Origin of the sequence: Gayadomonas joobiniege G7, assembly GCF_000300815.1 — a bacterium.
GTDB classification, from domain to species: Bacteria; Pseudomonadota; Gammaproteobacteria; order Enterobacterales; family Alteromonadaceae; genus Catenovulum; species Catenovulum joobiniege.
In genome coordinates, this window is record NZ_AMRX01000001.1 from 463,218 (window position 1) to 489,376 (window position 26,159).

The window sequence follows — 26,159 nt, forward strand, 5'->3', positions numbered from 1 at the left end:
GTAGCGGCTTGCTTTTATTTGTATCAAACTGGCTTTAAACAACCCTATTTGATACCAATGGCTTACAAATTAATATTTGTAGCTCAAACCAATCGTCATACGACGGTCAGTTAAGCCTTGGTAACACAATAGAGCACCTTCGTTGATACAGCTTTGCTCAACTTCAGACTCTGTGATGTTTACCGCTTCAAGACCAATGTTAAATTGCTCGTTGATGTCGTAACTGATACTTGCGTTTAACTGACCACGATCTTCTTGAACCACAGGGAAGCCCCATGGGTAGCTTGACGTACTACCAAAGTCTTCTGAACGATAAGCTTCACGCCAGGTATAACGTAAACGGGTTGACAAACCATATTTTTCGTAATACAAGGTAAAGTTATATGCGTTTTCAGATAAATCTAATAAACCCTGAACCGCTCTAACATTAATGTCTGGGTTACCCGTTGATAAACCAAAAACAGTATTTGCACGGCTAGTGGCTTCGTTTTCTGCTTGACCGCCAGAAAACTCTTGTAGCGTATAGTTAGCCATTACACCAAAACCAGATGCCCAGCCTAGGTCTTTTTCAAAACCAGCTAAGTCGTACTGCACGGCCAGCTCAATACCTTTTTGTGTGGTTTCACCTGGGTCATTAATTTTTTGAGAAGTTGGTACACAAACCCCAACCCCTGTGGTTGGACCAAATACGTTGATATCGGCAATCGGGTTAAAGATACCGCCCTGCTCACAAGGATCTGTGGTATCACGGTAGCCAGTATTTGGATCTTCATACGGGTCTGATTGCTGAGTCACGTGTAAATCAGTACGGGTTTTATGGAAAATACCAACACTTAACATACTGGCTTCAGCAAAATACCACTCAGCCGCCAAATCGAAAGAGGTCACTTCCTCTGGCGATAAACCTGGGTTACCTAATGCAACCGCTGGGTTAGGACTGGTGCTGAAAGTATAAGAAGTTGATAAGTCGCTAAAATCTGGGCGACGAATATCTTTACCCCAACCCGCACGTACAACCACATCCTCGTGTACGTCAGCCACTAAATTTAAACGAGGTAAAACAAAGTCATAATCACTTTTAGTGACAACGGCAGTCACTATATCGTCGCCACCATCAACTTCAGTAATTGAGTTACCGCGTGATGTTACGTCGGTTTGCAAATAACGAACACCAAAGTTACCGCGCACTATGTCATACTCAAAGTTAGCTTGGGCATAAAGAGCATGGGTTTTTTCTTGCACGTCAAAATAGCCTGCTGAGCTAGAAGTTGGTGAGCCGATTAACGAGCCACTACCACCAGTTTGAGCATTATTTTCGGTGATCGCATTATTTAAAATATCAATTACACCATCAGGGTCTGCTGCCACTCGCTCGGCATCAATTAATAAAAAGTCTTTAACATATAGCTCTCGACCATCAGCTTCGTTAAAGTTACTTGGGCCAGCCACTAATAGCTCATCGAACATATCACCCGTTGGGCTATCAGCAAACTCACGCAAGCTAGTGTTTGACGTAATTTCGTCACTGGTACTTTGCACTTTACTTAAACGGTAACCAAAATCGATAGAGGTCACAAAGTCAGCATCTGTGTAATAAGTAAAGTCGGTGCGAATAGCGTTTTCTTTGTTTTCGACTCTGTCTTGACCAATTTGAACATCCCGCAATACCACGTTTGCTGGATCTAACAATTGAGCCGAAGTCGGCGAATTATCACCACCAATACCAAAGGTTAATGAACCGCCCGTTAAGTCATAAACAAAGGGAGTACCGTTTTCGTTTGAATCGTACAGGTCTTCATTGCCATTTGCTTCGTTCGCATAATGGTTCGCCAACAATTGCTCGGCATCCATTGGCGAATTCGGGTTGATAAAGTTCAACGTGGTATTAAAGCTAGGGGTTGTGGTATCTGAACTAGATGCAGACAATTCAACGCTGGCTTTTAATTTGTCACCTTGCCATTCACCACCAAAGCGATAAATTTCGGTTTTGGTTAAACGAGAATTGGTATCACCCGAAAAACGTAAGTTACCGTCAGAGCCATCAGCATCAATCGGTATTTCCCCTTTCACGGCAGCTTGAATCGAACCTAAGTCATAACCACCCAGTGAGCCAAAATCAACCGTTTCGTATTGAGATGGGATAGAGATATTTTTTAACCCACTAATACCTGAAGCTTGAATACGTGAACTTTCTTGGCGACGCTCTTGGTCATTAATAATGGTATCAAAAAACAGTTTCATGTTGTCTTGTGGTCGCCACTCAAGCGTACCTGCTACGTTAACTGTTTCATATTCGTAGTTATCGTAATCTTGCACAAAAAACTGAATTGGTAAAAAGTCAAAACTTTCATTTCCAGCGCCTGTACCAGCAGGAACAAAGTTATCACGGTCAGTACGAGGTCTAAATGCGGTCACGTCTTGTTCAGCGTAGTTTAAGCTAAGCACAGCGCCCACTTCACCAAAATCTGTGTACCAAGCATCACCAAAAGTACCAGAAATACGAGGCGTTAAGGTACTGTCTGTTGATAAACTGCTGTTTTCGCCCTGGATACGCAATGAAATCAAAGTATCGTTTAGTTGTAATGGACGAATGGTTTTAAGGTTAACGGTACCACCCACTGAACCTTCTATCGTTTTAGCTTCAGGTGATTTAGTCACTTCAACACCGGCGATAATACCCGCCGAAACGTCTTCAAAACTAATACCGCTACGGCCAACACCAGAGCCAACCGTTGAAACACCGTTAATTTCGGTACGGTTTGAGTTAGTACCACGAATTTGAACACCCGTACCAACACCTGCAGTACGTGTAATCTGAATACCGGTTACGTTTTCTAATACCTCAGCCAAGTTTTGATCTGGCAGCTTACCTATGTCCTCAGATTGAATCACTTCAACTAAATTATCTGAGTGGCGTTTATCGGCTAATGCACTCGTTAATGAGCTACGAATACCAACAACTTTAATTTGTTCTATATCTTCTTCCGCTGCTTGCGTTTCTTGAGCTTGCGCGGGTGAAACGATGCTTAACGTGGCTGCAGATAACATCGCCAGCGTAATTTTTGATAATTTGTGTTCCATAGCGTGTTCCTATATATGTGTTAGTTTAACGCAAGGTCTTGTTACACATAAGTGACAAAACCGTTTTAGTCACTGACTAAAAAAAGTGCTTAAAACGACAGATCTGCTGGTTATACAAACAAAACAGCAAACCGAATTACAAAATAACAACTTCAGATTAACAACGACTTTTGAAAAGATCAACCTTTTGTAAGATTAATTTTTAAACTTTTTATTAAATTGGTAATACACAATGTTGTTTTTTAGCCGATAGAGCTGTCAGGAAACACCTATTAGCACCGATAGTCTGATAGATTCGAATAAAAAAGTTTTACGGTTAAAGTGTACGAAAACGCAATCAATAAAGTTTTATAAATCACTAAATTAAATTTAAACCTTATGATTTATGTATACTTAACTGATTCTGACAATCTATTTATATCAATTTTCAACTGATAGGTTGTTTTACTCATTCGAAGCGCCGAAGAGGGAAATGCTACGCTTCCTTATAACAAAACCATATAGATAGAAAAACTCACCAACCAAACAATGATTGACCAATTGTAGTTTTACTTATATATTTTGGCTTTACAATTAACAAAATTAATACAATTTTAGTATCTTTATCAATTTTTGCCAAAATGAGGTTAATTCAGAGGAGTCAAATAATCAGCTATGAATACAATTATTAAATTTACCGAGAACCGAGTTTGGCGAACATACCAAGGTGGCAAACAACTAGATATCATAGAAGGTAAAAGCAATCCGCAGGACTCTAGCTTTCCAGAAGATTGGATTGGTTCTACCGTTGAAGCCCGTAACATAGGCCGTGAACACATTAAAGAAGGCTTAGCTATGGTACAAAATGAATCCGGTCAAACTGTGCCTTTTAGAGATATTCTTAAATCGAACATTCTTTATTATTTAGGTACTGAAGCGTCTGGCCAACCGCGCTCATTAGATGATATTCCGTTGGTAAAATATTTAGACAGCGCCACCCGCTTGCATTTTCAAGCTCATCCAACACGGCAGTTTGCGCAGCAAAGATTAGGTTTACCAAGAGGCAAAACCGAAGCTTACGTTATTTTAGAGATCCGTGACGAAGTCACTGACCCTTATATTTATGCCGGTTTTCAGCGTTCACCCGATCGGGCCCAATTAAAAGCTTGGATAGAAGCACAAGACATTGAATCAATAGAAAAATGTTTTGACCGCATTCCGGTAAAACCTGGTGATGTATTTTTATTACCCGGCGGCCGCCCACACGCGCTCGGTGAAGGTATTTTAATGTTAGAAATTATGGAACCATCAGATTTGGCGGTTCGCTTTGAATTTGAACGCTGTGGTTATGTGATCCCCGAAAAAGCCAGATTTATGGATCGAGGTATAGAAACCGCGTTAGACTCTTTTAATTTTTCACCTGTGCCACCGGAGGCAATTGATCAAGAGTTTCGTTGTTTACCCAGGGTATTGATAAATGATGAGCAAGGTAACCAAGTAGAAGAGCTGATTGGTGATGACAAAACAGACTGCTTTATTGTTAAAAGAGCAACAGTGACCAGTCAATTTAAACGTATTGAAGAAGATTTTTTTTACGGCGTTGTCACTCAGGGGGCGGGTCGTCTCATTGTTGACGGGCAAACCGTTGAATTAAAACAGTGGGAGCGTTTTTTCTGCCCCGCAGGCGTGACCCAATTTGAGTATCAGAGCGACACAGAAATGACCATTTTAGAATGTTACCCAGGCCGCCAGCAAACGGAGCAAAGCTAATGTCATCTACTTCAACACCAAACGATAATAATTCGCTAAAACAAAAATTTGCCAAAACCCTTGCGCTTTTTTTACCCGGTATTTTTTTATTGGGTTTTAACATAGGAACAGGCAGTGTCACAGCAATGGCAAAAGCCGGAGCCGATTATGGCATGACATTATTGTGGACCATTATCGCTTCTTGTCTGTGTACCTTGTTTATGATCAACCTCTATGGCCGCTATACCCTAGTTACTGGTGAAACAGCGCTAGAGGCGTTTAAAAAACACATTCACCCTGCTGTTGCCATGTTTTTTTTAGTCGCTCTTACGTTTGGGGTCTGCGGTAGTGTAATGGGCGTTATGGGCATAGTTGCCGATATCTGCTATGAATGGTCTAAATCTTTTATTGAAGGCGGCATCTCACAAGTTTATTTTGCCGCATTTTTTGTCAGCTTAGTTTATTTTATTTTTTGGAATGGTAAAACACAGTTTTTTGAACGCTGTTTAGCGGTAATTGTCGCTGTGATGTCGGCTTGTTTTTTAATTAACTTTTTTATTATGATGCCGCCACCGGTAGAAATAATAAAAGGCCTTATTCCGAATATCCCTGCCACCACCGCAGCTACAGATAAAGGCCCATTTTTGGTTATCGCCTCTATGATAGGGACCACGGTATTTTCGGGATTGTTTATCATTCGCACCACCTTAGTCAAAGAAGCCGGTTGGACCTTAAATGATTACAAAAAACAGCGCAACGACGCTATTTTTTCGGTATTTTTAATGTTTATCATCAGCGCCTCTATTATGGCGGCGTCAGCAGGCACACTGCATGTAGAAGGTATTCAACTGGATAATGCGTCACAGATGATCAGCATTTTAGAACCGCTGGCCGGTAGTTTAGCCACATCTATTTTTGCTTTTGGGCTGATTGCTGCCGGTGTTTCGTCGCAGTTTCCAAATATTTTAATGCTGCCTTGGTTATTATGTGACTATAAAGGGGTTAAACGCGATATGACATTACCCAAATACCGAATAATGGTTTTTGTTATTTCGCTACTGGGTTTGGTTGTGCCCATTTTTGAAGCCCGACCTGTATTTGTGATGATCATTTCGCAGGCATTTAATGCGGTGATATTACCCATTACCGTTGGCTGTATCTTTTATTTGAGTAACCGCCACGACTTAATGAAAAACCACAAAAATGGTTGGTTTGCGAACTTAGCATTGGCCGCTATTTTTATCTTTTCGCTAATCACTTCTTTTTTTGGCGTAAAAGGGGTTTTGCAAAATATCTTTGCATAGTGGCGTTACTCACTTTAATAAGGGCCCGCCTCAGCCTAACAAGGCTAGGCGGGAAACCAAGTTTAAAAATTATTCAAAACTATATTTAATGCTGGCGGTAAACGTACGTGGTGCCCCCGGCATAGTCCACTCGTCCATGTATGAGTTTGCGTAATAGGCTTCGTCGAGCAAATTATCAACATTTAAGTTCATCTCTAAATTGTCAGACAAGCTCACATTCGCAAACAAGTTAAGCAAAGTATAAGCGGGCAACTCAAAGTCTTGCTCTAAAAAATCCCCTAGTTGAGTACCAACATATTGAACAACAAAACCAGCACTGCCTTGGTACCCTGCAAGTTCGGCAAATTGCCTAAACATTAAACTACCGCTGTGCTCAGGCACATTAGCGAGTGGTGCGCCTTCGGCAATCTCGTAATAATCCCAAAGCGTAATTTTTGTTGCATTTTCAGCATCAATATAAGCATAAGACACTGTCACTAAGGTATCCGCTGTTAACTCATAAGACATATCTAACTCAAACCCACGGCTTTTGGCAGAACCAATAGCGGCTGTGCTACCATCACCGTTTGGGCTGCTGGCTAGGATGTTTTGCTTTTTAGTGGTAAAAATTGCCGCTGTGCCATTAAAGCCAGCTTGCGCATCATTCCACTTAAGGCCAATCTCGTACGATTGACTCTCTTCTGGGTCATGGCCATTACCATTAGCGTCAACACCCGAGTTAGGCCGCGCGCCCTCTGAGTAGCTGGTATACAGCCTAGCAACTTGTGATAGCTCATAAACCAAACCAAATCTCGGATTTGAATAAAATTTATCAACACTGGTTTTACTATTATCGTTTAATCGGTTAGTGATCTCTTGTTCAAACTGATCAAAACGCACCCCTACCATAGCTTTCCAGTTGTCGCTCAAATCCATTTGATCTTGAAAATAAATACCCTGGCCATTCTGCGATTCTAAATCCTCGGTATTAGGGCCCATCTCAGGAAGATCATCTCGGTAAACCGGATTATCAAAATCGATTGCAAAATCCGCTTCGTTTCCTGAGCCATGGCGGTAACGAAGGATAAGACGCTCAAGCTCATATTTATAAGCATCACCACCAATTAATAAGTTGTGGTTAAGCCCCATAAATTCGACCGAACCACTAAACTCAAAACGGCCGCTCAGATCGTCAGCATCAAAATCCCGATAACGGCGCTGGCGAACAATATAGTTATTGTCTGCGTTGTACCACCTAGGTTCACTGACATTACCTTCAAACGATGAAACGCGTGCACTTAAACCAGCGGTTAATACCCAATCACCGTTTAAATGATGCTGAATGTTTACCTGGTGACCTAATGCGTCTATTTGCACAGGCCCGTCAGCAGGCTCACCATAAAAATTTGAATACGAAAAAGGTTTGCCATCAACCACAACAACGCCGCGATCCATATCCGCTTTTTGATCTAGATATTCGAGTTCGTAGCTTATCAGGGTGTCTGAGTTTACCTTGTATAAAAATGAAGGGGCCAATGCTGTTTTCTGTTTTTCAACAGTATCGCGATAACTTTTATTATCTTCGTATGCACCATTTATTCTAATCGCCAATTCATCATTGACCCCATTTGTGTAATCAGCCTCTAAACGGTAATTATCAAAACGACCCACACTCAATTTAACGTATCCTTGTTCACTGAACTGAGGTTTTTTAGTAATGATATTAACGGTTCCGCCCGGCTCACCACGACCATACAAAGCCGAACCTGGTCCTTTGAGCACTTCAATTGTTTGTACGTTTGAAGTATCCCTGTTACCACTAAAACCTCTGCCAGCACTAAAGCCATTAATTAAATAAGCCGACGGAAGGTTTTCGTCACCAGCAAAACCTCGAATTGCAAACATATCCCACAGGCCACCAAAATCGTTTTGCCGAGTCACCCCACTGACTAACTCTAAAGAGTCTTGTAAGGTATTTATGCCAGTTAACGATAGTTTTTCGCTAGAGATAGTGGCAATGGCTTGCGGTAAATCTTTTGCTTTTACGTTGCCTCGGTAGGCTTGCCGTAAGCTTTTAACTTCGATAACTTCAAGTTGTTTGTCGACTTCGGATTGGTTTTCAGCAGCTTGCAGCATAGCAGGCGTTGATAGCGCAATCGCCACTGCGGCCGCTGACTTTTTAAAGAGTGATAACTTAAAAAGGTTCATTTTAATTGTTTTCCATGTGTTTTTTATGCGCCCGCTCATAGGTACTATATTGTGGCTGGGCTTTAAGAGTCTCTAAACTAAATTCCGCTTTATTAAACATCAGCGGATAATAAAATTCGCGTAAGCTTTTATGAAACTGTCGGATCTGCTGCTGATAAACCAAGGCTGCTTGTGTATCGGTTGTTGCAATAGCCGATAAAATACGCTGTGTTAGCATGGGGGGTGAAAGCAACGCAAACTGTCCAGCCAATTGATCTTTTTTAATAATGGCATCTCGATAAGCTGTCGCTAGCGCACTGGCTTTTTGATCGCCGACTTGCTGGAAGGCGTAGTACCATTTCCATTCAAAAAACGGTGAGTCCATAGTGGTTTTACCTTGCCATTGCGGGTGCGTTTTTAAAAACTCAGTCCATGTATCTTCCGCCGGCAAATCCCAAGCATCGTTCACCGCTTCGCGTTGAGTGAGCATGATCTCACCGCCCGAGGGCCCAGTGACCATTTTATTAATCACTAAATCGCTGACCACTGGCACTAAAACAGTGACCAACAACCATACGGATAATAAAACCGACGCAATTTGCGCAGAACTTTGTTTAATTGCTTTTTTACTGGTGACAAAAACGAGGCTTATCACCATCCAAAACAGCAAATGCGCCAAAACCACCAGCACCATCAAAACAACATCAGCAAATGGTGCCTGGCTGACAATGGCGCCCACAACAAAAGGAATAAGCAAAGCAGCCGCTAGGCTTAAAGATAAAATCACCGCCCTTGAAAGCCATAAACTATGTTGGTTTTTTGCAGTGACTACCAGTAAATCATAACGTCCAGCTGATCTTTCAGATGCGCGTAAATCGTGCAGCAACAAGATCACAAATAATGGCAATAAAATGCTGACTAAAAATGCAAAGTCAAAGCGCCCTAAAAACGACAACTCTGGGTTATCGGCATCTGTTTCGTATATTTGCCCTTCAAGTGCCAACATGCGTATTCTGTGCTTCCATGGGTAAATATCTCTTTGCCCCATGGCCGCAAACGCCATTGCAGATGGCTCAGAATAAGTTAAATGAAAAGTATAATAAGCCGCGCTGCCATAGTCTTTTTGTTTTGCAATGACGTTTTCTCTGTCGATTGCTTCTTTTTCAAGTAAGCGCTCTATCGTTGCTTGTTGGTGATTAGCCTCGCTAATACCAGAATACACAGCAAAAGCAGACAAGCATACAACCACCGCATAAAAGGCCCATAAGTGCTTTTGCTTAAATAAAAACTTGGCTTCTCTGGAAAAATTAGAAAAAATACTCATTAGCTAATTCTCCGTACCGCAACACGCAATAATACAGCAATCACTAAACTCCAAAACAACAATTGCAAGATATAAGGCAAACTACGAGTCACCCGGGTCGTCGCACTATCTGGGGTAAAGGTAAACTCGGATAATACTTGCCAGTTAGCTGAATCTACACGGGCTACCACACCTTCTTTATATCGATTGATATCCAAGTCGTAGCTCAAACGCTCTTGATGGACTTTATTAAGTGATTGCACAAAGTCATATCTTAGCTTTTCGGCTTCACGTAAAAACCTGTGGTGAGTTTCTAAGCTGGTGCCTGCAATCATCATGGAAAAAGCACGAATAGCCGCTGTTGGACTTAACCAGCCAAATTGCCGTGAAATTTTTGCTTGGGCCAATTCTTGTTGCATGCGCCGCTCAGAAAACTCATTAAGCACCTTGCTTAATTTGGCTTCACTATACTGCGCCACTGCCCCACGGAAGTTTATTGGTAAGTCTTCTACTTTATCTACCTTATATTGCGCCAATAAATTATTTTTTAATTGCACAAAAGCGGGATCTTGAGCGTTATGACCATCACCTAATTTGCGAAGCTCAGCCAGCACCGCATAATCGGCTTCTAACTTACCAGCAGAAGGCGCAAGGGCTGCGGCACTAGAGCTGCCAATACGTGGGACTAAAATGCTAAACAGTACCCACAGCGCCAACAAAGCAGCAAAGCTAGCGCTGCTTTTTTTACTAAGCGCCGAAACAACCACAACAATGCCGCTCCAGATAAAAATATACAGCAAATAACCAACAACAAAGGTCCCAGTGCTTATCAAGGCTTCGCCTGTCAAACTGGCCCATGCCGCGGCAATAATTAACGGCAGCAGCATAATAACGCCACTTGCCAGCACCGCAAGATACTTGCCCGTTAGCAAATGCCATATGCTAACGCCTTGGGTGATCATGATATTTAAGGTGCCTGCTTCTTTTTCTCGGGTCACACTGGCATAACCAATTAAAATTAAAAATAGTGGCACTATGACTTGCAACAAAAAGCTTGGCGTTAAGCTACTAAACCGGGTCATACCAGAAGCTTGCTGCTGCTCGGCAAACATAGCGCTGTTTTGTCTGTGCCCTTCTAAAAAAATTGAAGTGCCAGTAAAGGCATCCACACCTGGCTCGATAATACTTAACGGTGAAGGTGTGCGAAAAACATAGTGGCCATAATGCACCATACGGTGTGGGTGTCGGTCTGGTTGCTCTAAAAATCGGCTTTCGGCTGCGTGCTGCAAGTGTTCACGCTCGTGTGCGGTTTGTTGCATTTTTACCGAGTTAACGATGGCAGACAATAGGGTAAGCACAGTGCCTATAATTAAAATACTGGCTGCCAGCTTGCTTCGATGCCAAAAGCGCCATTCGTCGTAACTAATTTTGCTGATCATGGGCGGTTTCTCGCTGAAAAGGCAGCATGAACCGCTTCGGTATCTATGTTAGTTTGCCCGCCACGTTCAAACATACCAACAATTTTACCTTGATCTAATAAACCTATTCGGTGGGCAATATGGCAAGCACCATACACGTCGTGTGTGACCATAAACACAGTGGTGCCCTCGGTCGCTAAATTAGCAATAAGCTGATTAAATTCATCAATGGCATTTGGATCTAAACCTGAGGTGGGTTCATCTAAAAATAGAACGGGGGCGTTTCTAAGTAGCGCTAAAGCAATGGCTGTTTTTTGCCTCATACCTTTTGAATAAAAAGACATTTTTTTATGCCAAGCATTTTGCTGTAAAGCAACGCGCTTAAGCGCCTGCTCTATATCAGCATCCGTGCAATTAACCTGCGCCAAAGCTAAAAAATATTGTATGTTTTCAACACCGGTTAAATGGCCGTATAAAGTAACGGATTCTGGTAAATAAGCGACCTTAGCGCGAATTTTATCTATCTCGCTAGTGACATTTAGGCCCATCACCTTTGCAATGCCGCTGTGCGGTGAGACTGTGCCTAAAAAAGTTTTTAATGTGGTTGATTTACCAGCGCCATTACCGCCAAGTAAAGCAAATACTTCACCTTTGGCTACGCTAAAACTCACCTCATCTAAAACTGTTTGATGATTAAAACTAACACTAAGGGAGTCTGCAATAAGTACTTCTTTTTGCATCTTTTGTCTCTTATAAAGTTGGGAAAACAGCCACATCTAACCAGATGCGCAAATATTTTATTATGATATAACATATCATAATTATATGTAAGAGGCCTTGCACGATGCAAAAATCGTGTTATATGAAGTGCCATTTTCCCAGCTCAAACTCAGTAAACTAAGCCACTTAAAAAAGTGGATATAAATACATCAAAAAAGCTTGGCGTTTTTAACAAAGAGCGGTATAAGGCAAACTGTTTTTATCCGCTAAGGCAATCAAATGAAACTGCATTTTACTGATTTTATCGACCTGTTAAAGGTACTGGTTCGCGAGCCCTGTGTGGTTGGTTCCGAACATGCTTTTTATCGTGTTTTACAGCGCGAGCTTGAAAGTCGTGGTGCCAAAGTTACTTGGTACGAAGGATTGTTAGTTGCGCAAGGTGAGCAGCCGCAATCGGGTTATTTTTCAGCCCATATCGACCGCCATGGTTTAATTTGCACGGGTCCGGATGAATTCCAATTTGCCGCGTTTGTTGCTGGTAGTCGCTCAGATCTACTTGGCAATTCTGTTTCTGAAGCGTTGATAAAAAAAGTAGCCGGGCGTTTTAATCAGCACAAAGTATACGCTTACGAACCTTGGTCTGGCGCGTACCGGGGAGCCGGCGAAATTACCGGCAGTTATACCTGCGAAAATAGAAACAATTTAATTTTTGAATTGTCAGGGTTATCTCACTTGGTTGCCGGCACACCCATTGCATTTACCGATCAACTAAAAATAGATGACAAGTATCTATCCGCGCAGTTGGATAACGTTATTTCTGCCGCCGTGTTAGTACACCTATTTAGCCTTGGCTTTAAAGGCACTGCGTTTTTTACTGCACAAGAAGAAGCAGGTAAAAGCTGGCGCTACTTATTAGAGTGGTTTAGACGTTTTGGCACCGAAAGTAACCAGCTTTTTGTTGTGGATACTTCTCCATTTCCCGATCAAGCTTCTGCAGAAGCTCAGCAACTGGTTTTGCGAAACAAAGACGCTAATGCTCAATTTTCAGAACTAGCTACTGAAAAAGTTGCCAGTATCTGCCAATCGCTTGGTGTCAGCGTTATTTTTAAAGACGAATTTGTGCGTTTAAAAAACGAGGAAGCTGCACGCGCTGGCAGCGAGCTACAATCATACGGCAGTACAGAGCTAGGTCGTATTATCGCGGCATCCAGTGGTAGAGTTACAGGCACAACGATTCAGATACCAACAACGGGCTACCACACAATGAATGAAACAGCGACAATAGAGTCTGTTAAAAGTTTTATTAGTGTTTTGATGGCATTAACACCAGCCACTGTTTAACAAGCCGAAACAGGAGAATATTCTGTTTTGGTTAATAAATTGGCTGTTAAAGGGTAAGGCTTTGCCGAATTAGTGTGCTAATTGTTTCGAAGCGTTTTGGCATTTGGCGGTGCCGCTTACGGACTAAAAACAATGGCTCTGTAACGGCATTAGGCGCTTCAAAAACCGCTAAACGTTCTCGCTCAGCGAAGTTTTTTAACGTTGATTTGGGTAATACGGTAAAGCCTAAACCTGCAGCAACAGGTGCTAAAATCTGATTAATTTGATTCACGTAGCCGGCCGTCTTAAAACTCTCAGTGTTTTTATCAACGAGTTCCTTTACGCCAGAGTGAGTAAAATATAAAGATAAATAGTGATCAACATCTGGGTGGCGAATTAAACCCAGCTGATTCAGCTGCTGTATGGGGGATTTAAACCTATGCGTAGTTTTAGGAACAATCAAAGATAAAACTTCTTCACCAACAGCTTCAGCATAAAATTGACCATTTTCCGGGTAATTGGTTACCACCGCCAGATCTAAAACTGAGCTTTTGATCGCTGTTAAAATATTGCGATTTGGAGCCGCTTCTAAATGAATGACTAACTCCGGATGTTTTTGCTGTAGTCGCAATAGTTGTGGATACAAAACCAATGCCAGTGCCCCTGAGCAGCCGAGCCGGCAAACCCCTTTATACTCTTTATTTTCGTTTAATGTATCTAAAAACGTCGCCTCATTTTGTGCCGCTTGAATCGCGTACTGATAAACGAGTTCACCTTGTTCTGTGAGCTCAAAGCTTTTATTGATTCGTTTTAACAACAGGTGCTTGCAAGCGAGTTCCAATTTTTGCACATGCTGACTCACCCCTGGTTGAGTCATAAATAGTTTTTCAGCCGCTTTTGTAAAACTGCCAGTTTCAACCAAGGTTTTAAAGGTATTTAACCAAACAGGATTGATCATTTTAAGAACCTATAAAATTTTATTATCAAAACAATGTTAAATGATAATTTTTAAAAAGGATTAGCTCAAGATAATCTGTGTTTTAAGAATTCCCAAATTAAACAAACAGAGGCAAAAATGACAAATACGTATCCACGCAGTTTTTCGCATATTGGTATTTCGGTACCCGATTTAGAAGCCGCAGTTAAATTTTATACTGAAGTTTTGGGTTGGTACCTGATTATGGAGCCAACCGAAATTGTTGAAGATGATTCAGCCATCGGTGAAATGTGCACCGATGTATTTGGCCAAGGCTGGGATAAATTTCGCATCGCACATTTATCCACAGGCGATCGCGTTGGGGTTGAATTGTTTGAGTTTAAAAATCAGCAAAACCCTGAAGATAACTTCGAATATTGGAAAACCGGCGTTTTTCATTTTTGTGTTCAAGATCCAAATGTTGAAGAACTTGCCGAAAAAATTGTTGCTGCTGGTGGTAAAAAGCGCATGAAGGCGCCTAGATACTATTATCCGGGCGAAAAACCTTATCGCATGATTTACATGGAAGACCCGTTTGGCAACATCTTAGAAATTTATAGCCATAGTTATGAGCTACATTATGCAGCGGGTGCCTACAAATAGACAAAACCGTCCTACACCCCTTGCTATGCATGCCTCTCCAACACCTGTCGGAGAGGCAAATAAAAGTATCAACTTCTTTTTTAGACAAATAATCCGATCTAAATCCCCTCTCCAAAGGTAACAAGATTATAATCTGGTTAATCTTTTACGCGCCCAGAACATGTCTAGCATGATTAACGACAACTCGATCATAAAGTTGAACATAACTCTGGGCTCATTTAATGATAGGAGGCACTATGAATCAGACTGTTAATTATAGCCAAAAGCTTAACGCAGGTAGTTTATTCCCCAACATTCAAGCCAAAACGTTAGCAGGCAACACAGTTAATTTAGCTAAGCCTGAAAATGACTGTGATTGGAAGCTGGTCGTGGTTTACCGAGGCCAGCACTGCCCTATGTGCACAAAATACCTGAACAAGCTAGAATCTTTTATTAAACCTTTAAAAGAGATTGGGGTCGATGTAATAGCGGTATCGGCAGACAGTCAGTCCCAATTACAGAGCTATTTAGATGAATCTTTAGAAATAAGCTACCCAATTGCTTATGGTTTAACGATAGAGCACATGAAGCAGCTTGGTTTGTATTTGTCAGACCCAAGATCCGAAAAAGAAACCGACCATGTGTTTGCTGAACCTGGCTTATTTGTTATAAATCAAGAGGGTAAGATCCAAGTCGTTGATATCTCTAATAACCCTTTTGTTAGACCCGATATAGAAACCCTGGTAAACGGTTTAACCTGGATACGTAAACCAGAAAACAATTACCCGATACGGGGTATGCATCAATAACCCCAACAGCGGCGGTTCCACGTGAAACAAATCGCCGCCACGACATTATTTAAACAGCTATTTTTTGGCGACCGGAGGCTTTGTATGAACTGGATAAAAACCTTAAACTCACCAGATCTCTTGCTAGATGCCTGCTCTATTAATAAAGATCAGGCCAGCTACCAAGTATTTAATCCGTATACAAATAAAGCCCTCTGCTCGGTTGCCAATTTATCTGTTGAGCAAATAAAGCACAGTATCAGCGCCGCACAAACTGCACAGCCAGAGTGGGCGAAAAAGTCAGCCACAGAGCGCGCTGAGCGACTAATGAGCTGGTTTGATAAGGTGATTGCTGCCAAAGACGACCTCGCTAAAATTATGACGCTAGAGCAAGGCAAACCTTTGCAAGAATCTGCTGGCGAAGTTGAATATGGCGCTTCTTTTATAAAATGGTTTGCTGAAGAAGGTAAACGCACTTACGGCAAACATATTCCTGCACCTAAAAACGGTCAGCAAATTGTGACTATTAAACAGCCGGTAGGTGTTGCCGCAGCCATTACACCATGGAATTTTCCAATCGCTATGATCACGCGCAAGGCTGCCCCCGCGCTTGCGGCTGGTTGTGCTTTTATTGCTAGACCAGCCTCACAAACGCCTTTATCCGCGCTAGCGATAGCAGAGCTCGCCTACCAAGCTGGGATCCCCAAAAGCCTCTTTCAAGTTGTCACCAGCGATGATGCCAAAGCAATCGGTAAACTCTTTACCAGCCACCCAAGCATTAAAAAAATATCTTTTACTGGCTCTACCCAGGTCGGCCAACAATTAATGGCACAAGCAGCAGAGCAAATGCAAAAAGTATCTTTAGAGTTGGGTGGCAATGCGCCTTTTGTCGTTTTTGATGACGCCGACTTAGATGCGGCGGTTAAAGGCGCTATCGCCTGTAAATTCCGCAACGCTGGGCAAACCTGTATATGTGCCAATCGTTTTTATGTGCACGACAATATTTACGAGGCGTTTGTACAAAAATTTATAGACCAAGTGGCCGAGCTAACCATTGGTGATGGTAGCCAAGAGAAGGTTGATATAGGGCCGTTGATAAATGAGCAAGCGCTGGATGCTGCCGAGGAAAAAGTAAATACAGCGGTCAAACATGGTGCAAAACTTAAACTTGGCGGGCAGCGTGATACCGATCATCCACAGTGTTTTGCAGCGACTGTATTAACCGAAGTCGCACACGACAATCCCATAATGACGGATGAGATTTTTGCACCAATTGCCCCTATTTGTCGTTTTAACGACCCAGACGAAATTATCGATTGGTGTAATGATACCCAATACGGCCTAGCTAGTTATTTTTATAGCAGAGACATTAACAAAATTTGGAAAGTTGCACAGGCACTTGAATACGGCATGGTCGGTATTAACGAAGGCCTTATTTCAAACCCTGTTGCGCCTTTTGGTGGGGTGAAACATTCAGGCATTGGCCGTGAAGGGGGTAGCGAGGGCATTGAGGAATATCTAGAAACCAAATATCTGTGTTTTGGCGGCTTAGGCTAGGGTTTGAATTCAAACTAGCTAGCGAAGCCAATAGACAAATAAGTAAACCAATTAACAAGTGAAACAGTCTTAATGTTTTGTATTTATCATTGACCGCGTAAAGTGCCCCTCCAACAGGGATTTAATTCCAATCTTTTGCTTACTTTGTCTTATGCTGAACTTACTGGCTGTGTTCGGTATCAAGATAAAAATATAATATTAAACTGCCTACGACATTAAATACTAGCAATATGACTAAAGAAATGATTACTTTAAAAGTCCCATATTTATTCTTATAGCGATAAAGGGTTAATAATGGCAAGAGAATTAGAACAACAATATTAACAACCAAAGCTATAGATAGAGCTAAATGCAAGTAATAAATAAAACCAGAAATTAAACTACTAGGAGTCATCACGACAATGATGGCTATCACGAAAAAAAAGAATAAGCGTCTTCCACAACGATCTCATACACAGTCCCCGTAGTTACTAGAAAATTCTTTGTTATATTCTTCAGTTGAACGCCCTCTGCTTCGTTCTTGCCGCCTTATGGGTTACCTAAATCTTTTTTGAAAAAGAAGTACATTAAACTGCCTCCAACGACGGGGCAAAGAACTGTAGCCACCCCTCCATAAATTTGCTTGTTTTTTTTTTGCTCGTGACTTGTAGATAGCCCAAAGCGGAAACCACCAGAGCAAAAATAACACGACCGTTGTAAAGTTTGCTAGCAGAAAGTGAATATCCCCCCAAAGCTGGTCGTCAAAGTTCCTTGGATCAAAGGTAGTAATTATTACTACTAAAGGGAACCAAATTATATTTAAAGATTTCCAAATTTTTAGTTCTATCACTGATATTCCTGCTCTAATTTTTTTAAATCAACTCCTAGCTCAACCTTAATTACACCTATTGTTGCACCAGTTTTCATTTTATCATCGCTAGTTAATGAAACGCCGCCACCTTGTAAATCTACTTTTAAAGGTTTAGAACCTTCACTAGCTGTAACTGTGCTTGTGCCACCAGCTGGCATTATTAATTCTGTATACTTACCGGCTTGGCCACTTATACTAACTGCGCCGGCATTTAATTTAATGCCTGCTTCTGCGTTGACCTCTATCCCTTGTTGAGATACGTCGTTTGACATGACTGACGACACTGTCGCTTCAGCCCCAGCGTCAAAGCTACCTGCACCAGGAGGATCGAATACAGCTTTAATACCAAGACCTATGCTTCCGTTTAAAATCTGCAAACTTTCCGCTCAGATTTAGCAGTCGAAGGCGGCTACCTAAACAAGCATGAATAAATATCGTTGAGATTCATTTTCGCGTGCGCTTCACTTACCAGATAACTCGCTTTCTTCCCACGATTTATAATGGTCTTTTAGATTTGCACCTTCAACCAAAGGGTTAAGAACTAAAAATTTTCTCTTTGAAATCCCCCGAACAACTAAAGTCAACGCAACAATAACCAAAAAAGAGACTTTAATTGTTGGCCACATGATAGCTAATGCCCAATCCATAGCTGTCTCAATTCCATGTTCACCAACCAGAGCACTAATGAATTCAAATGACATCATAAACAGCACAAGAGCGCCTCCTCGAACAAACAGTTCTTTCATCAAAAATGGAAGATCCAGAACAACGTAAAATTTAAACAGAATGATAACCTTAGCAATATTCATAATATATTTCCTTTAGCACTTTGCAACTAAAGCACTGCATGCTGCTTTCATTGCGGACTGATCTACAACATTGCCAATCTCCTGTTGTGCATTAGAGACATTATTCAATAATTGTTCTGGTGATGTGTTTCCGGACATTACTGATATGCCAACATTCACAACGGCTCCAACGACACCACCAAAAACAGTCAGCGGATCAAGGAACTCGCCATTTGGATCTCTGTACTTATATGGATTGTTGTTAACGTACAAATAACGGTTAAAGGACATGACTGGGTTTGAAGACGTATAACCAACAGGATCATTCGAATAAAAACGCCCTATGACTGGGTCATAAGATCGTGCCTGCATATTCACTAAACCTGAGCTATCTTCCACATGTCCAGTATAGCCAATTGAATTGTTTTTCGCCGGTTGACCATTTAACTGCTTTCCAAACGGTAAATAATAGCTGCGGTCTGCTAGCAAAGCTTCAGGTGATGCAGGCATAATCATATTAAAAGGTCGTGTTTTTATGTCTGCTTTACTGCCTTTGCTTTCAACCCGAGCTAGTAGCCTGCTTTTCCAGCGTAAATCTGGCTGTTTAACCAAACTATAAACGGCGCTAACGCCAGCGTAATATTGTTCAATATCATCGAAACCGCTAAAGCTAACGGCGTCACATTTTACGATTATGTTAGCGGAAACTTTGCCGAAATCTGCAAGCCTGATTGTGACATTGACATTTATTACCTTGGAATATAAAAAGCCAAGTGTGGTTTAACCAACGGTTACATATTAACTCTCTTGCTCGAAGTAATTAAACCTATTAATTAGTATCGATAATTCAAAACGGAATCACCCTTTTGAAAGTAAAAAGCCCCGCGAGTGCATAACTTCAAGTAAGCACAGGGCGAGGCTTTGGGTTCAAAATGCTCTATTTCAATCCTTTTCTTTCTCTGGGTCTATCTGCTTCAGGGTTAAAATATAAATACAAAACAAAAATTACGTACATCGAAGAAAAAACTCCGACTACGGTAATAAAAAATCTAATAAGAGCTTCCTCAGTTGTCCCAACCACTTCAGAGGTCAACATTCGATAAAGAACTATCAAAATAATTATCCCTGAAGATACCGCCGCAAACTTTATTGCCCTTTTAAATATGCTTTTCTGTTCCAGAATTAATTTTGCCTTTTATCATCTAGTTGTTTATCAACTGCCTTACCAGCCACATTAGATGTAAGCTGAGTAGCAACATCTCCAGCCTGATTACCCATAGCACCAAAGGTATCCTTAGCAAATTCCGCAAATTTACTAATTGCGCGTCCTACTTGGATATCTGGATCATTCGAATAAAAACGATTACTCTCGTTTAAAAAAATTCAAATTTAACTTCCCATTTTTTCTAAAAATATCAGTGTCAGAAGATTCCCCTTCTTCAATACCTTTTTTGACCCCCGTATAAGCGACTAAAAAAGCAATTACTAAAGAAGTTATTACGACTCCAATATATCCGAGTAAGACATTTGTAAGTTTCAATTTCTCGTCAGCACTAATGCTCACACTAAAAATAAATAAAGCTGACAACACCGCAAGGGCGAACCAGAACATATACCTAAGCCCCTTAAGAAAAGCAGCATTAGCTGTAGTTTTTTTCACTAATTATTTTCCTTAAGTTCATAATTGATTTTGCTCGCTGCTACACCCTCAGCAGTTTTAACCATCCTTTACCAGTCTCTGTTATGGTTTTGTCTAATGCTGTCATTCCAGTGTTAACTGTAGCAGTTTTCACACCTGCGATTTTACTGATGACACCGAGCTTTCCTTTAGTCGCAGAAACGGTTGCTTTTCCCGGCCCAGCAATTTCAGTAGTAAACATTTTATATAAAACTAATAGCAATATAATCGTAGACGCAACTGCTGCTAGTTTTCATGCCCTTATAAATATAGTTACGACTGTTTATTCCACTTTTCTTGTAGCGCTTTGGGGTCGCTTGACCCGTTAACCTTCACTATTTCTTTTTTCAAAAATTTAGTCCTCGAAGACAATCTTAAGATAAAAGTCATCGTAAAAAAGATAAAAAATAAAGGTAAAAAAACTGAAACAAAAAATTCAACCGAACTATTTACTGAGTCAGCAAAAGTATTACCAAATATAAATTTATCCAAAAAATTCAATACGGAAAATGCACCAGAGAAAACTAAGGTTCTAATAAAACTATCTTTAAAGCATTGTGGAGCATCTAAACAGTAAAAAAGTAATTCGTTCTTCGTCATAACTTATTTCAACAGTGTGGATTAGCAGGAAGGCACTTGCCCATACGGTCATCAATAGCTTTCGCGGTATTATTAGCAGCACCTTTGTTAATCGCTTCTTTAATTGCTTGTTGCCCAAGACCGCCAACAAGTCCAGACTTGACTCCGTTACCTAGCCTAATGTTTTATTTGTTATATTTTTAGTTTGTCCATTTGCCATTTTCGTTAATTGTCCCTTAAAAGCACTTGCATTATTGCCTCTTCCACTGGTGACACCAGGTGCCTTAATGCTTGGTACTTTACCAACAGCGACCCCTACAAGACCTGAAGTGACGACCTTACCAAAACTAGCATCTTTACCAGACGCAGCATTTGCACCCTGCGTGATTGCTTCGCCAGAAGCCGACCCTATACCGTTTGCAGCTGGAAGCGGTACTCCATTTGCCACAAGAGCCCCTGTAATTGCGCCCCCTGAAAATGAACCTACCGCTTGTTGCCAACTCATATTCCCGCCAGATGAAATCAAATCTAGAGTCAAACCCACAGTTCCACCAACCAACCCTCCTACTACAGAATGCAAAAATTGTCTATCTGGGTCAGTATATTTATATGGATTATTATTTGTATATAAATACCGGTTAAACGACATTACAGGGTTTGCAGCAGTATACCCAACCGGATCATTCGAATAAAACTGTAGTGGTAGAGTGATTTTGGCCACCTAATTAGAGGATGTTATGATTAATTCATAGCAGAATTAGGTGACAAAAAATGGCAAAGAAATCACGTAAAAATTTCAGCCCAGAATTTAGATTAGAAACAGCGCAATTAGTACTAGACCATGGTTACACACATGAGGAAGCCGCTAACGCAATGAATGTTGGATATTCAACTATTGGAAAATGGGTTAAACAATTAAAAGAAGAACGGCAAGGTAAAGCACCAAAAGCAACACCGATGACGCCAGAGCAAATAGAAATCAGAGAACTTAAAAAGCGAATTGAACGTATTGAATTAGAGAAGGAAATTCTAAAAAAGGCTACGGCTCTGTTGATGTCGGACTCACTGAATAATTCGAAATAATCGAAAAACTCAATCAGAGCCATAAAAATCGATATCCAGTTAAGATGCTATGTGAAGTTTTTGGCGTTCACCGAAGCAGTTATAAGTATTGGTTAGTACGAGATAATTTACCCTCAACAGAACAACTCGTATTACAAGAAAAAGTCAGGGAAGCTCACGAATTAAGCTGCGGCTCGGCTGGGGCTCGGACGATTAGTGACATAATTACTCAAGATGAAAGTGATATAACCTTAAGTCGCTACCGAGCCAGTAAGTTGATGAAAAACCTTGGTTTAGTAAGTTGCCAATTACCGCAACATGCTTATAAAAAAGCAGCGAAAGAGCATGTCGCTATTCCAAATTTATTGGCTCGACAATTTGATGTTGCAGCGCCAAATCAAGTATGGTGTGGTGATGTGACCTATGTTTGGACTGGAAGTCGCTGGTCATATTTAGCAGTTGTCATCGACTTATTTGCACGTAAACCAATTGGTTGGGCAATGTCTAATTCACCAGACAGTGAGTTAACAGTAAAGGCTCTAACTATGGCTTATGAATTACGGGGTTGCCCAAAAGGAGTAATGTTCCATAGCGATCAAGGTAGTCATTACACGAGCACGGTAGGCATTGTGGCTAACAACGAGCTTAATCGAGAATTTAATGTTAAGCATCTAAACCGGGGGTGGGTAACAGATACCACCTATATCAAGACGCATGAGGGATTTCTTTTTCTAGCCGTTGTTATGGATTTGTACGCAAGAAATATCGTTGGCTGGTCAATGAGCGACAGAATGACCGAAGATCTGGCAATGCAGGCGGTCACTGCGGCATATTGGCGCAAAAAACCTAAGCACCAAATCAATCTGCATTCGGATCAAGGCTCTCACTCTCAGTATTCCAGTCGGCAATTCAGAAAGCTACTTGATATGTATAATATAAAGCCGAGTATGAGTCGCTGTGGTAACTGTCACGATAACGCTGTCGCTGAGAGCTTTTTCAGCAATTTGAAAAAGTAAAAAATACGCCGCCGTATTTATCCAAATCGCGCCGAAGCAAAGCGGGCTGTTTTTCATTATATTGAAATGGTTTACAATCCGACCCGACGTCACACGAAAAATGGTAGAATGTCACCGAACGATTTCGAGCGTAAATATTTTAAACAGATAGAAGGTGTCTAGAGAAGTCAGGCCTTACCACATCTGGCTGTTTAGCCAAACAAAAAGTGGTGCCAACGCTAGCGCCATTCTCTACAGTATGATTGAAACAGCAAAGGCCAACGGCTTGCCTGCGCAATTCAACCGGTGTTAAAGAGCCTAACGTGTCTTTGTTGTGACGCCAGCGGTCAAATTGTGCTTTAATTTGCTCTAAAGAGGTTGAGGTATTCATTGATTGCTCTAATTTGTTTAGGTTGCAATCAAGTATGCCGGATGTTTTTTAATTATTTGCGCTAGCTTACCGTAAGGTCACGAGCGTGGGAAACTACATTATTTTAGTCAAATCTCATGATAAATAACGGGGTAATTTATACGACAAGTACGTGATGATCTACAAATAAGGGGTAAGTCAAAACTTAAATGATAATAACTCTCAAGTGTCGCCGACCCCTTTTATTTTATCAAATAATTAAATTAAAGAATTCAGAACTCTAATTATTGTTCAGGGTAATGAATTATAAACTTAAGTAAAATATCCATGCAGACGGTAAAAATAGCAACGACATATAAAAAGCTATAATTCTAGAATTACTATGCCGTTCAGTCGGGATTCCCGATAATAGTATGATTACTGTAAAAGTACTAAAAATAAATAATGGTAATGGGTTATATATTGATGAAATAACCCCGATAGCCACCCCAAAGACTATAGAAAAAAATAAAAGTATTAGTTTACTCTTCGCCATACAGTGCCTCTATTACAACCTCATTTAACTTAGCTGCACCTTTTTCGACGTTCGTTTCTATGGATTTAGTCGTATCTCCAACTAACGCTAAACCTCCCAACGGAGATAATAGAATACCTGTCACAGTTCTGCCAATCATATGACCCACAGTTTTTGGTGTCACCTTGTCTTTAATTGTATCACCTAAAATTTTAGCTCCTTCAACCACTAATTCAGGGTTGTCGACTGCATCTTCAACTGCAGTTGATATTGCTGCGTCCATAATATGCCCTTCTAATGTTTGGCCCAGTATTTCCTGAAGGAGTTTTTCCCGAGTGATGCCGGAACAAAAAATCACCAGTATTTACTGTTTGCCCCATCCCTTTTTCAAAATCAATCACTTGATATTCTCGTTCAGTGATCACAATCTCATCCAAGGCCATATCACCTCGATATCCACCGGCCGCCGTGCCTACAAACCGAATACGCACCTCATCTACAAATTTTTGTAAAGAAAAAGACGCTTTTTTCCAGTCTTCAGTACTGCTCGTGTGTTGCTGCCCTGATACGCTGAAAATCTCATACCAGATTCCATCTGAATAAACTTCAACGGAAAGCGTCCCCATATCAGTACCAAACATGTGATAATAAAAGCTCAAATTTTTCGGCCTAAATTTATTGAGATATAAAACCGCCTGATCGGATGCGGTATGTGCAGACCCCTTAGATGTTTCCAAATAGATATAAGATTTAGTGCCCCTCGCACCAAAGGAAGGTCCTGTATGACCAGAGGGCGTCGAACCACTGTAGCGCTTAAATTGGTACTCCCCTGTGTTTGAAAAAGGAGCTAAGCTCTGCTCGAAGTCAACTGACATTGCGAAGAGATTTGAAACAAAAAAGACACACCCTAGTCGGAGTAGCAAACTGCACAAAACAAAAGTTTTCATAGCTGAATTTCCTTTGCTCGAATAAATCAATAAACAATATTTAATTAGTAACTCAAGCCGATTAATTACCTACACTTCGACCAAAGTTATGCGTGCAGTTGATGGTTATAGCTCAAGATATCCCCTTAGTTAAAAGGTTATCTAAGATTATGTTTTATATGAATTTATATAGCATCACTTTGAAAATAGTCATCTTCTATATTAAATTTTAAGTATATAAATTCACCTCATTTGTAAAATTTTCTATACACCCCTCACTCTCCCCCTGATCAAAAATAAACCTCATCCCGTATTTTTGTTAACCAGTGCGAAAAGATCACAACTGACATTGATCTTACACAAAGTGTTATTAAACTTAATTTTTACAGGTAGTTAAAAATGGATGTAGTCAGGCGTTAGATTCCATTTTGGTGTTGTCACTGAGCAAACCGATAATAAAAGGAGCAAAAAGCATGTTTGATTCACCAGCCACATTAGCGCAGCAGGAGTCTAATCAGTTTTTACAAGACGTTTGGCAAGGTTTAAGTAGCAAACAAAAATATCTTGAGTCTAAATATTTTTATGATGAAAACGGTGATGTTATTTTTCAAAAAATAATGGACTGTTCTGACTATTATTTAACACGCTGCGAAATGGACATTTTAAAAAATAAAACCGCCGAACTCGCGTTTCCGATTACCGCCCCTGGTACTCCATTCGATTTAATCGAGTTAGGTGCTGGAGATGCCTCAAAAACTTATTTTTTATTAAAACATTTACTAAAATCGAACGCTGACTTTGTTTACAAACCAATAGATATTTCCGGCCACATCTTAGATGTGTTGGAAGATAACTTAAGTCAGCAGTTACCAAACCTTAAAGTAGCGCCGTGCGAAGGCGATTATTTTCAAGCGCTTGATCGCATCTGCCAAACCTCTAATCGACGTAAAATAGTTTTATTTTTGGGTTCTAATATTGGCAATATGCAATTGGACGAGTCGGAATCATTTTGCCAGCAAATGGCACACCATTTAAACCCTGGTGATTTTGCAATTGTTGGATTTGATTTAAAAAAGAACCCCAAAACCATTTTAAAAGCGTATGACGATGACGAGGGTGTTACCAGCGAGTTTAACTTAAACTTATTGCACCGAATCAACAGAGATCTCGATGGTAATTTTGATCTTAAGCAATTTGAGCACTATCAAAACTACGACCCATTAACAGGTGCTTGCCGCAGCTTTTTAGTCAGCTTAACAGAACAAACCGTTACCATTGCTGGTAGAGATTTTTATTTTGCAAAAGACGAAGCTATTTATATGGAGGTTTCACAAAAATACTCTCCCGAAGATATAGACGAACTTGCAGAGCGAAGTGGTTTCAAAACGGTATCTCACTGTTATGATCATAAAAAGTGGTATATGGATGCCATCTGGAAGGTTATTTAGTCTTTT

Annotated in this window: 23 protein-coding genes and 2 pseudogenes; 10 read left to right on the forward strand and 15 right to left on the reverse strand. The window is 40.8% G+C overall.

The window, feature by feature from the left end; genetic code table 11:
- Positions 1–69 precede the first annotated feature (69 nt).
- On the reverse strand, positions 70–3,081 hold the full coding sequence (locus C727_RS0102215; RefSeq protein ID WP_017443993.1) for a TonB-dependent receptor: 3,012 nt from the start codon (positions 3,079–3,081) through the stop codon (positions 70–72).
- Positions 3,082–3,735: 654 nt separating this feature from the next.
- Here C727_RS0102215 and C727_RS0102225 point away from each other — a divergent pair.
- Together C727_RS0102225 and C727_RS0102230 are read left to right on the forward strand one after the other, a co-directional pair.
- Positions 3,736–4,830 (forward strand): class I mannose-6-phosphate isomerase, encoded by a 1,095-nt coding sequence (locus C727_RS0102225; RefSeq protein WP_017443994.1) that lies wholly within the window; start codon positions 3,736–3,738, stop codon positions 4,828–4,830.
- Complete coding sequence (locus C727_RS0102230; protein WP_017443995.1) at positions 4,830–6,113, forward strand: Nramp family divalent metal transporter; 1,284 nt, start codon at positions 4,830–4,832, stop codon at positions 6,111–6,113. Before C727_RS0102225 ends, C727_RS0102230 begins: the two co-directional genes overlap by 1 nt.
- 69 nt (positions 6,114–6,182) lie before the next feature.
- On the opposite strand, the gene C727_RS0102235 is transcribed toward C727_RS0102230, so the two are convergent.
- Genes C727_RS0102235 through C727_RS0102250 form a run of 4 tightly spaced genes read right to left on the reverse strand, consistent with a single transcriptional unit; the run spans position 6,183 to position 11,740 of the window.
- The gene (locus C727_RS0102235; RefSeq protein ID WP_017443996.1) at positions 6,183–8,300 is read right to left on the reverse strand and encodes a TonB-dependent siderophore receptor; all 2,118 of its coding nucleotides are present in this window, start codon (positions 8,298–8,300) and stop codon (positions 6,183–6,185) included.
- A gap of 1 nt (position 8,301) precedes the next feature.
- Positions 8,302–9,603 carry a DUF3526 domain-containing protein gene (locus tag C727_RS0102240; protein ID WP_017443997.1) on the reverse strand — a complete coding sequence of 434 codons (1,302 nt, stop codon included), beginning with the start codon at positions 9,601–9,603 and terminating at the stop codon, positions 8,302–8,304.
- Positions 9,603–11,021, reverse strand: coding sequence for an ABC transporter permease (locus C727_RS0102245; RefSeq protein ID WP_017443998.1), 1,419 nt, complete (start codon positions 11,019–11,021; stop codon positions 9,603–9,605). Before C727_RS0102245 ends, C727_RS0102240 begins: the two co-directional genes overlap by 1 nt.
- Positions 11,018–11,740, reverse strand: coding sequence for an ABC transporter ATP-binding protein (locus tag C727_RS0102250; protein ID WP_017443999.1), 723 nt, complete (start codon positions 11,738–11,740; stop codon positions 11,018–11,020). The genes C727_RS0102245 and C727_RS0102250 overlap by 4 nt, the downstream gene beginning before the upstream one ends.
- 259 nt (positions 11,741–11,999) lie before the next feature.
- Between C727_RS0102250 and C727_RS0102255 the strand changes: the two genes are divergently transcribed.
- Entirely contained in the window at positions 12,000–13,061 is a 1,062-nt protein-coding gene (locus C727_RS0102255) for a zinc-binding metallopeptidase family protein (protein WP_017444000.1), read from the forward strand.
- A 46-nt stretch (positions 13,062–13,107) separates the two neighbouring features.
- Here C727_RS0102255 and C727_RS0102260 read toward each other — a convergent pair whose 3' ends face one another.
- On the reverse strand, positions 13,108–13,998 hold the full coding sequence (locus C727_RS0102260) for a LysR family transcriptional regulator (protein ID WP_017444001.1): 891 nt from the start codon (positions 13,996–13,998) through the stop codon (positions 13,108–13,110).
- Positions 13,999–14,115: 117 nt separating this feature from the next.
- Here C727_RS0102260 and C727_RS0102265 point away from each other — a divergent pair, with 117 nt between their 5' ends.
- The 3 genes from C727_RS0102265 to C727_RS0102275 all read left to right on the forward strand — a co-directional run bounded on the left by C727_RS0102265 (position 14,116) and on the right by C727_RS0102275 (position 16,943).
- Positions 14,116–14,619 (forward strand): lactoylglutathione lyase family protein, encoded by a 504-nt coding sequence (locus C727_RS0102265; RefSeq protein WP_017444002.1) that lies wholly within the window; start codon positions 14,116–14,118, stop codon positions 14,617–14,619.
- A 236-nt stretch (positions 14,620–14,855) separates the two neighbouring features.
- Positions 14,856–15,407: a peroxiredoxin family protein gene (locus C727_RS0102270; RefSeq protein WP_017444003.1), complete on the forward strand. Its 552-nt coding sequence runs from the start codon at positions 14,856–14,858 to the stop codon at positions 15,405–15,407.
- An 84-nt stretch (positions 15,408–15,491) separates the two neighbouring features.
- Complete coding sequence (locus C727_RS0102275; RefSeq protein WP_017444004.1) at positions 15,492–16,943, forward strand: NAD-dependent succinate-semialdehyde dehydrogenase; 1,452 nt, start codon at positions 15,492–15,494, stop codon at positions 16,941–16,943.
- An 825-nt stretch (positions 16,944–17,768) separates the two neighbouring features.
- Here C727_RS0102275 and C727_RS0102285 read toward each other — a convergent pair.
- The 6 genes from C727_RS0102285 to C727_RS0102320 form a co-directional block, all read right to left on the reverse strand.
- The gene (locus tag C727_RS0102285; RefSeq protein WP_017444006.1) at positions 17,769–18,170 is read right to left on the reverse strand and encodes a hypothetical protein; all 402 of its coding nucleotides are present in this window, start codon (positions 18,168–18,170) and stop codon (positions 17,769–17,771) included.
- A gap of 84 nt (positions 18,171–18,254) precedes the next feature.
- Positions 18,255–18,602 (reverse strand): hypothetical protein, encoded by a 348-nt coding sequence (locus C727_RS0102290; protein ID WP_017444007.1) that lies wholly within the window; start codon positions 18,600–18,602, stop codon positions 18,255–18,257.
- A gap of 12 nt (positions 18,603–18,614) precedes the next feature.
- On the reverse strand, positions 18,615–19,193 hold the full coding sequence (locus C727_RS17810; protein WP_017444008.1) for an RHS repeat-associated core domain-containing protein: 579 nt from the start codon (positions 19,191–19,193) through the stop codon (positions 18,615–18,617).
- A gap of 751 nt (positions 19,194–19,944) precedes the next feature.
- Positions 19,945–20,241, reverse strand: a complete 297-nt coding sequence (locus C727_RS0102305; protein WP_017444010.1) for a hypothetical protein — start codon at positions 20,239–20,241, stop codon at positions 19,945–19,947.
- 40 nt (positions 20,242–20,281) lie between these two features.
- Positions 20,282–20,461 carry a hypothetical protein gene (locus tag C727_RS19720; RefSeq protein WP_017444011.1) on the reverse strand — a complete coding sequence of 60 codons (180 nt, stop codon included), beginning with the start codon at positions 20,459–20,461 and terminating at the stop codon, positions 20,282–20,284.
- Between the two features lie 549 nt (positions 20,462–21,010).
- Positions 21,011–21,487 (reverse strand): RHS repeat-associated core domain-containing protein, encoded by a 477-nt coding sequence (locus C727_RS0102320; protein ID WP_017444013.1) that lies wholly within the window; start codon positions 21,485–21,487, stop codon positions 21,011–21,013.
- Between the two features lie 122 nt (positions 21,488–21,609).
- Between C727_RS0102320 and C727_RS19725 the strand changes: the two are divergent.
- From C727_RS19725 to C727_RS19950, 3 genes and pseudogenes are all read left to right on the forward strand, one after another.
- Positions 21,610–22,517: pseudogene (locus C727_RS19725) on the forward strand (IS3 family transposase); the annotation flags it as partial.
- A 24-nt stretch (positions 22,518–22,541) separates the two neighbouring features.
- Positions 22,542–22,916 (forward strand): annotated as a pseudogene (locus C727_RS19730) (DDE-type integrase/transposase/recombinase); the annotation flags it as partial.
- Between the two features lie 15 nt (positions 22,917–22,931).
- A complete protein-coding gene (locus C727_RS19950; protein WP_420196314.1) occupies positions 22,932–23,078 on the forward strand; it encodes an IS3 family transposase in 147 nt (48 codons plus the stop codon).
- Here C727_RS19950 and C727_RS19645 read toward each other — a convergent pair.
- From C727_RS19645 to C727_RS0102345, 3 genes are all read right to left on the reverse strand, one after another.
- Positions 23,056–23,286: a hypothetical protein gene (locus C727_RS19645; RefSeq protein ID WP_017444015.1), complete on the reverse strand. Its 231-nt coding sequence runs from the start codon at positions 23,284–23,286 to the stop codon at positions 23,056–23,058. The genes C727_RS19950 and C727_RS19645 overlap by 23 nt on opposite strands.
- Positions 23,287–23,786: 500 nt before the next feature.
- Complete coding sequence (locus tag C727_RS0102340; RefSeq protein ID WP_017444016.1) at positions 23,787–24,062, reverse strand: hypothetical protein; 276 nt, start codon at positions 24,060–24,062, stop codon at positions 23,787–23,789.
- On the reverse strand, positions 24,034–24,726 hold the full coding sequence (locus tag C727_RS0102345) for a hypothetical protein (RefSeq protein WP_017444017.1): 693 nt from the start codon (positions 24,724–24,726) through the stop codon (positions 24,034–24,036). Before C727_RS0102345 ends, C727_RS0102340 begins: the two co-directional genes overlap by 29 nt.
- A 452-nt stretch (positions 24,727–25,178) precedes the next feature.
- Here C727_RS0102345 and C727_RS0102350 point away from each other — a divergent pair, with 452 nt between their 5' ends.
- The gene (locus C727_RS0102350) at positions 25,179–26,153 is read left to right on the forward strand and encodes an L-histidine N(alpha)-methyltransferase (RefSeq protein WP_017444018.1); all 975 of its coding nucleotides are present in this window, start codon (positions 25,179–25,181) and stop codon (positions 26,151–26,153) included.
- The last annotated feature ends 6 nt before the right edge of the window (positions 26,154–26,159 follow it).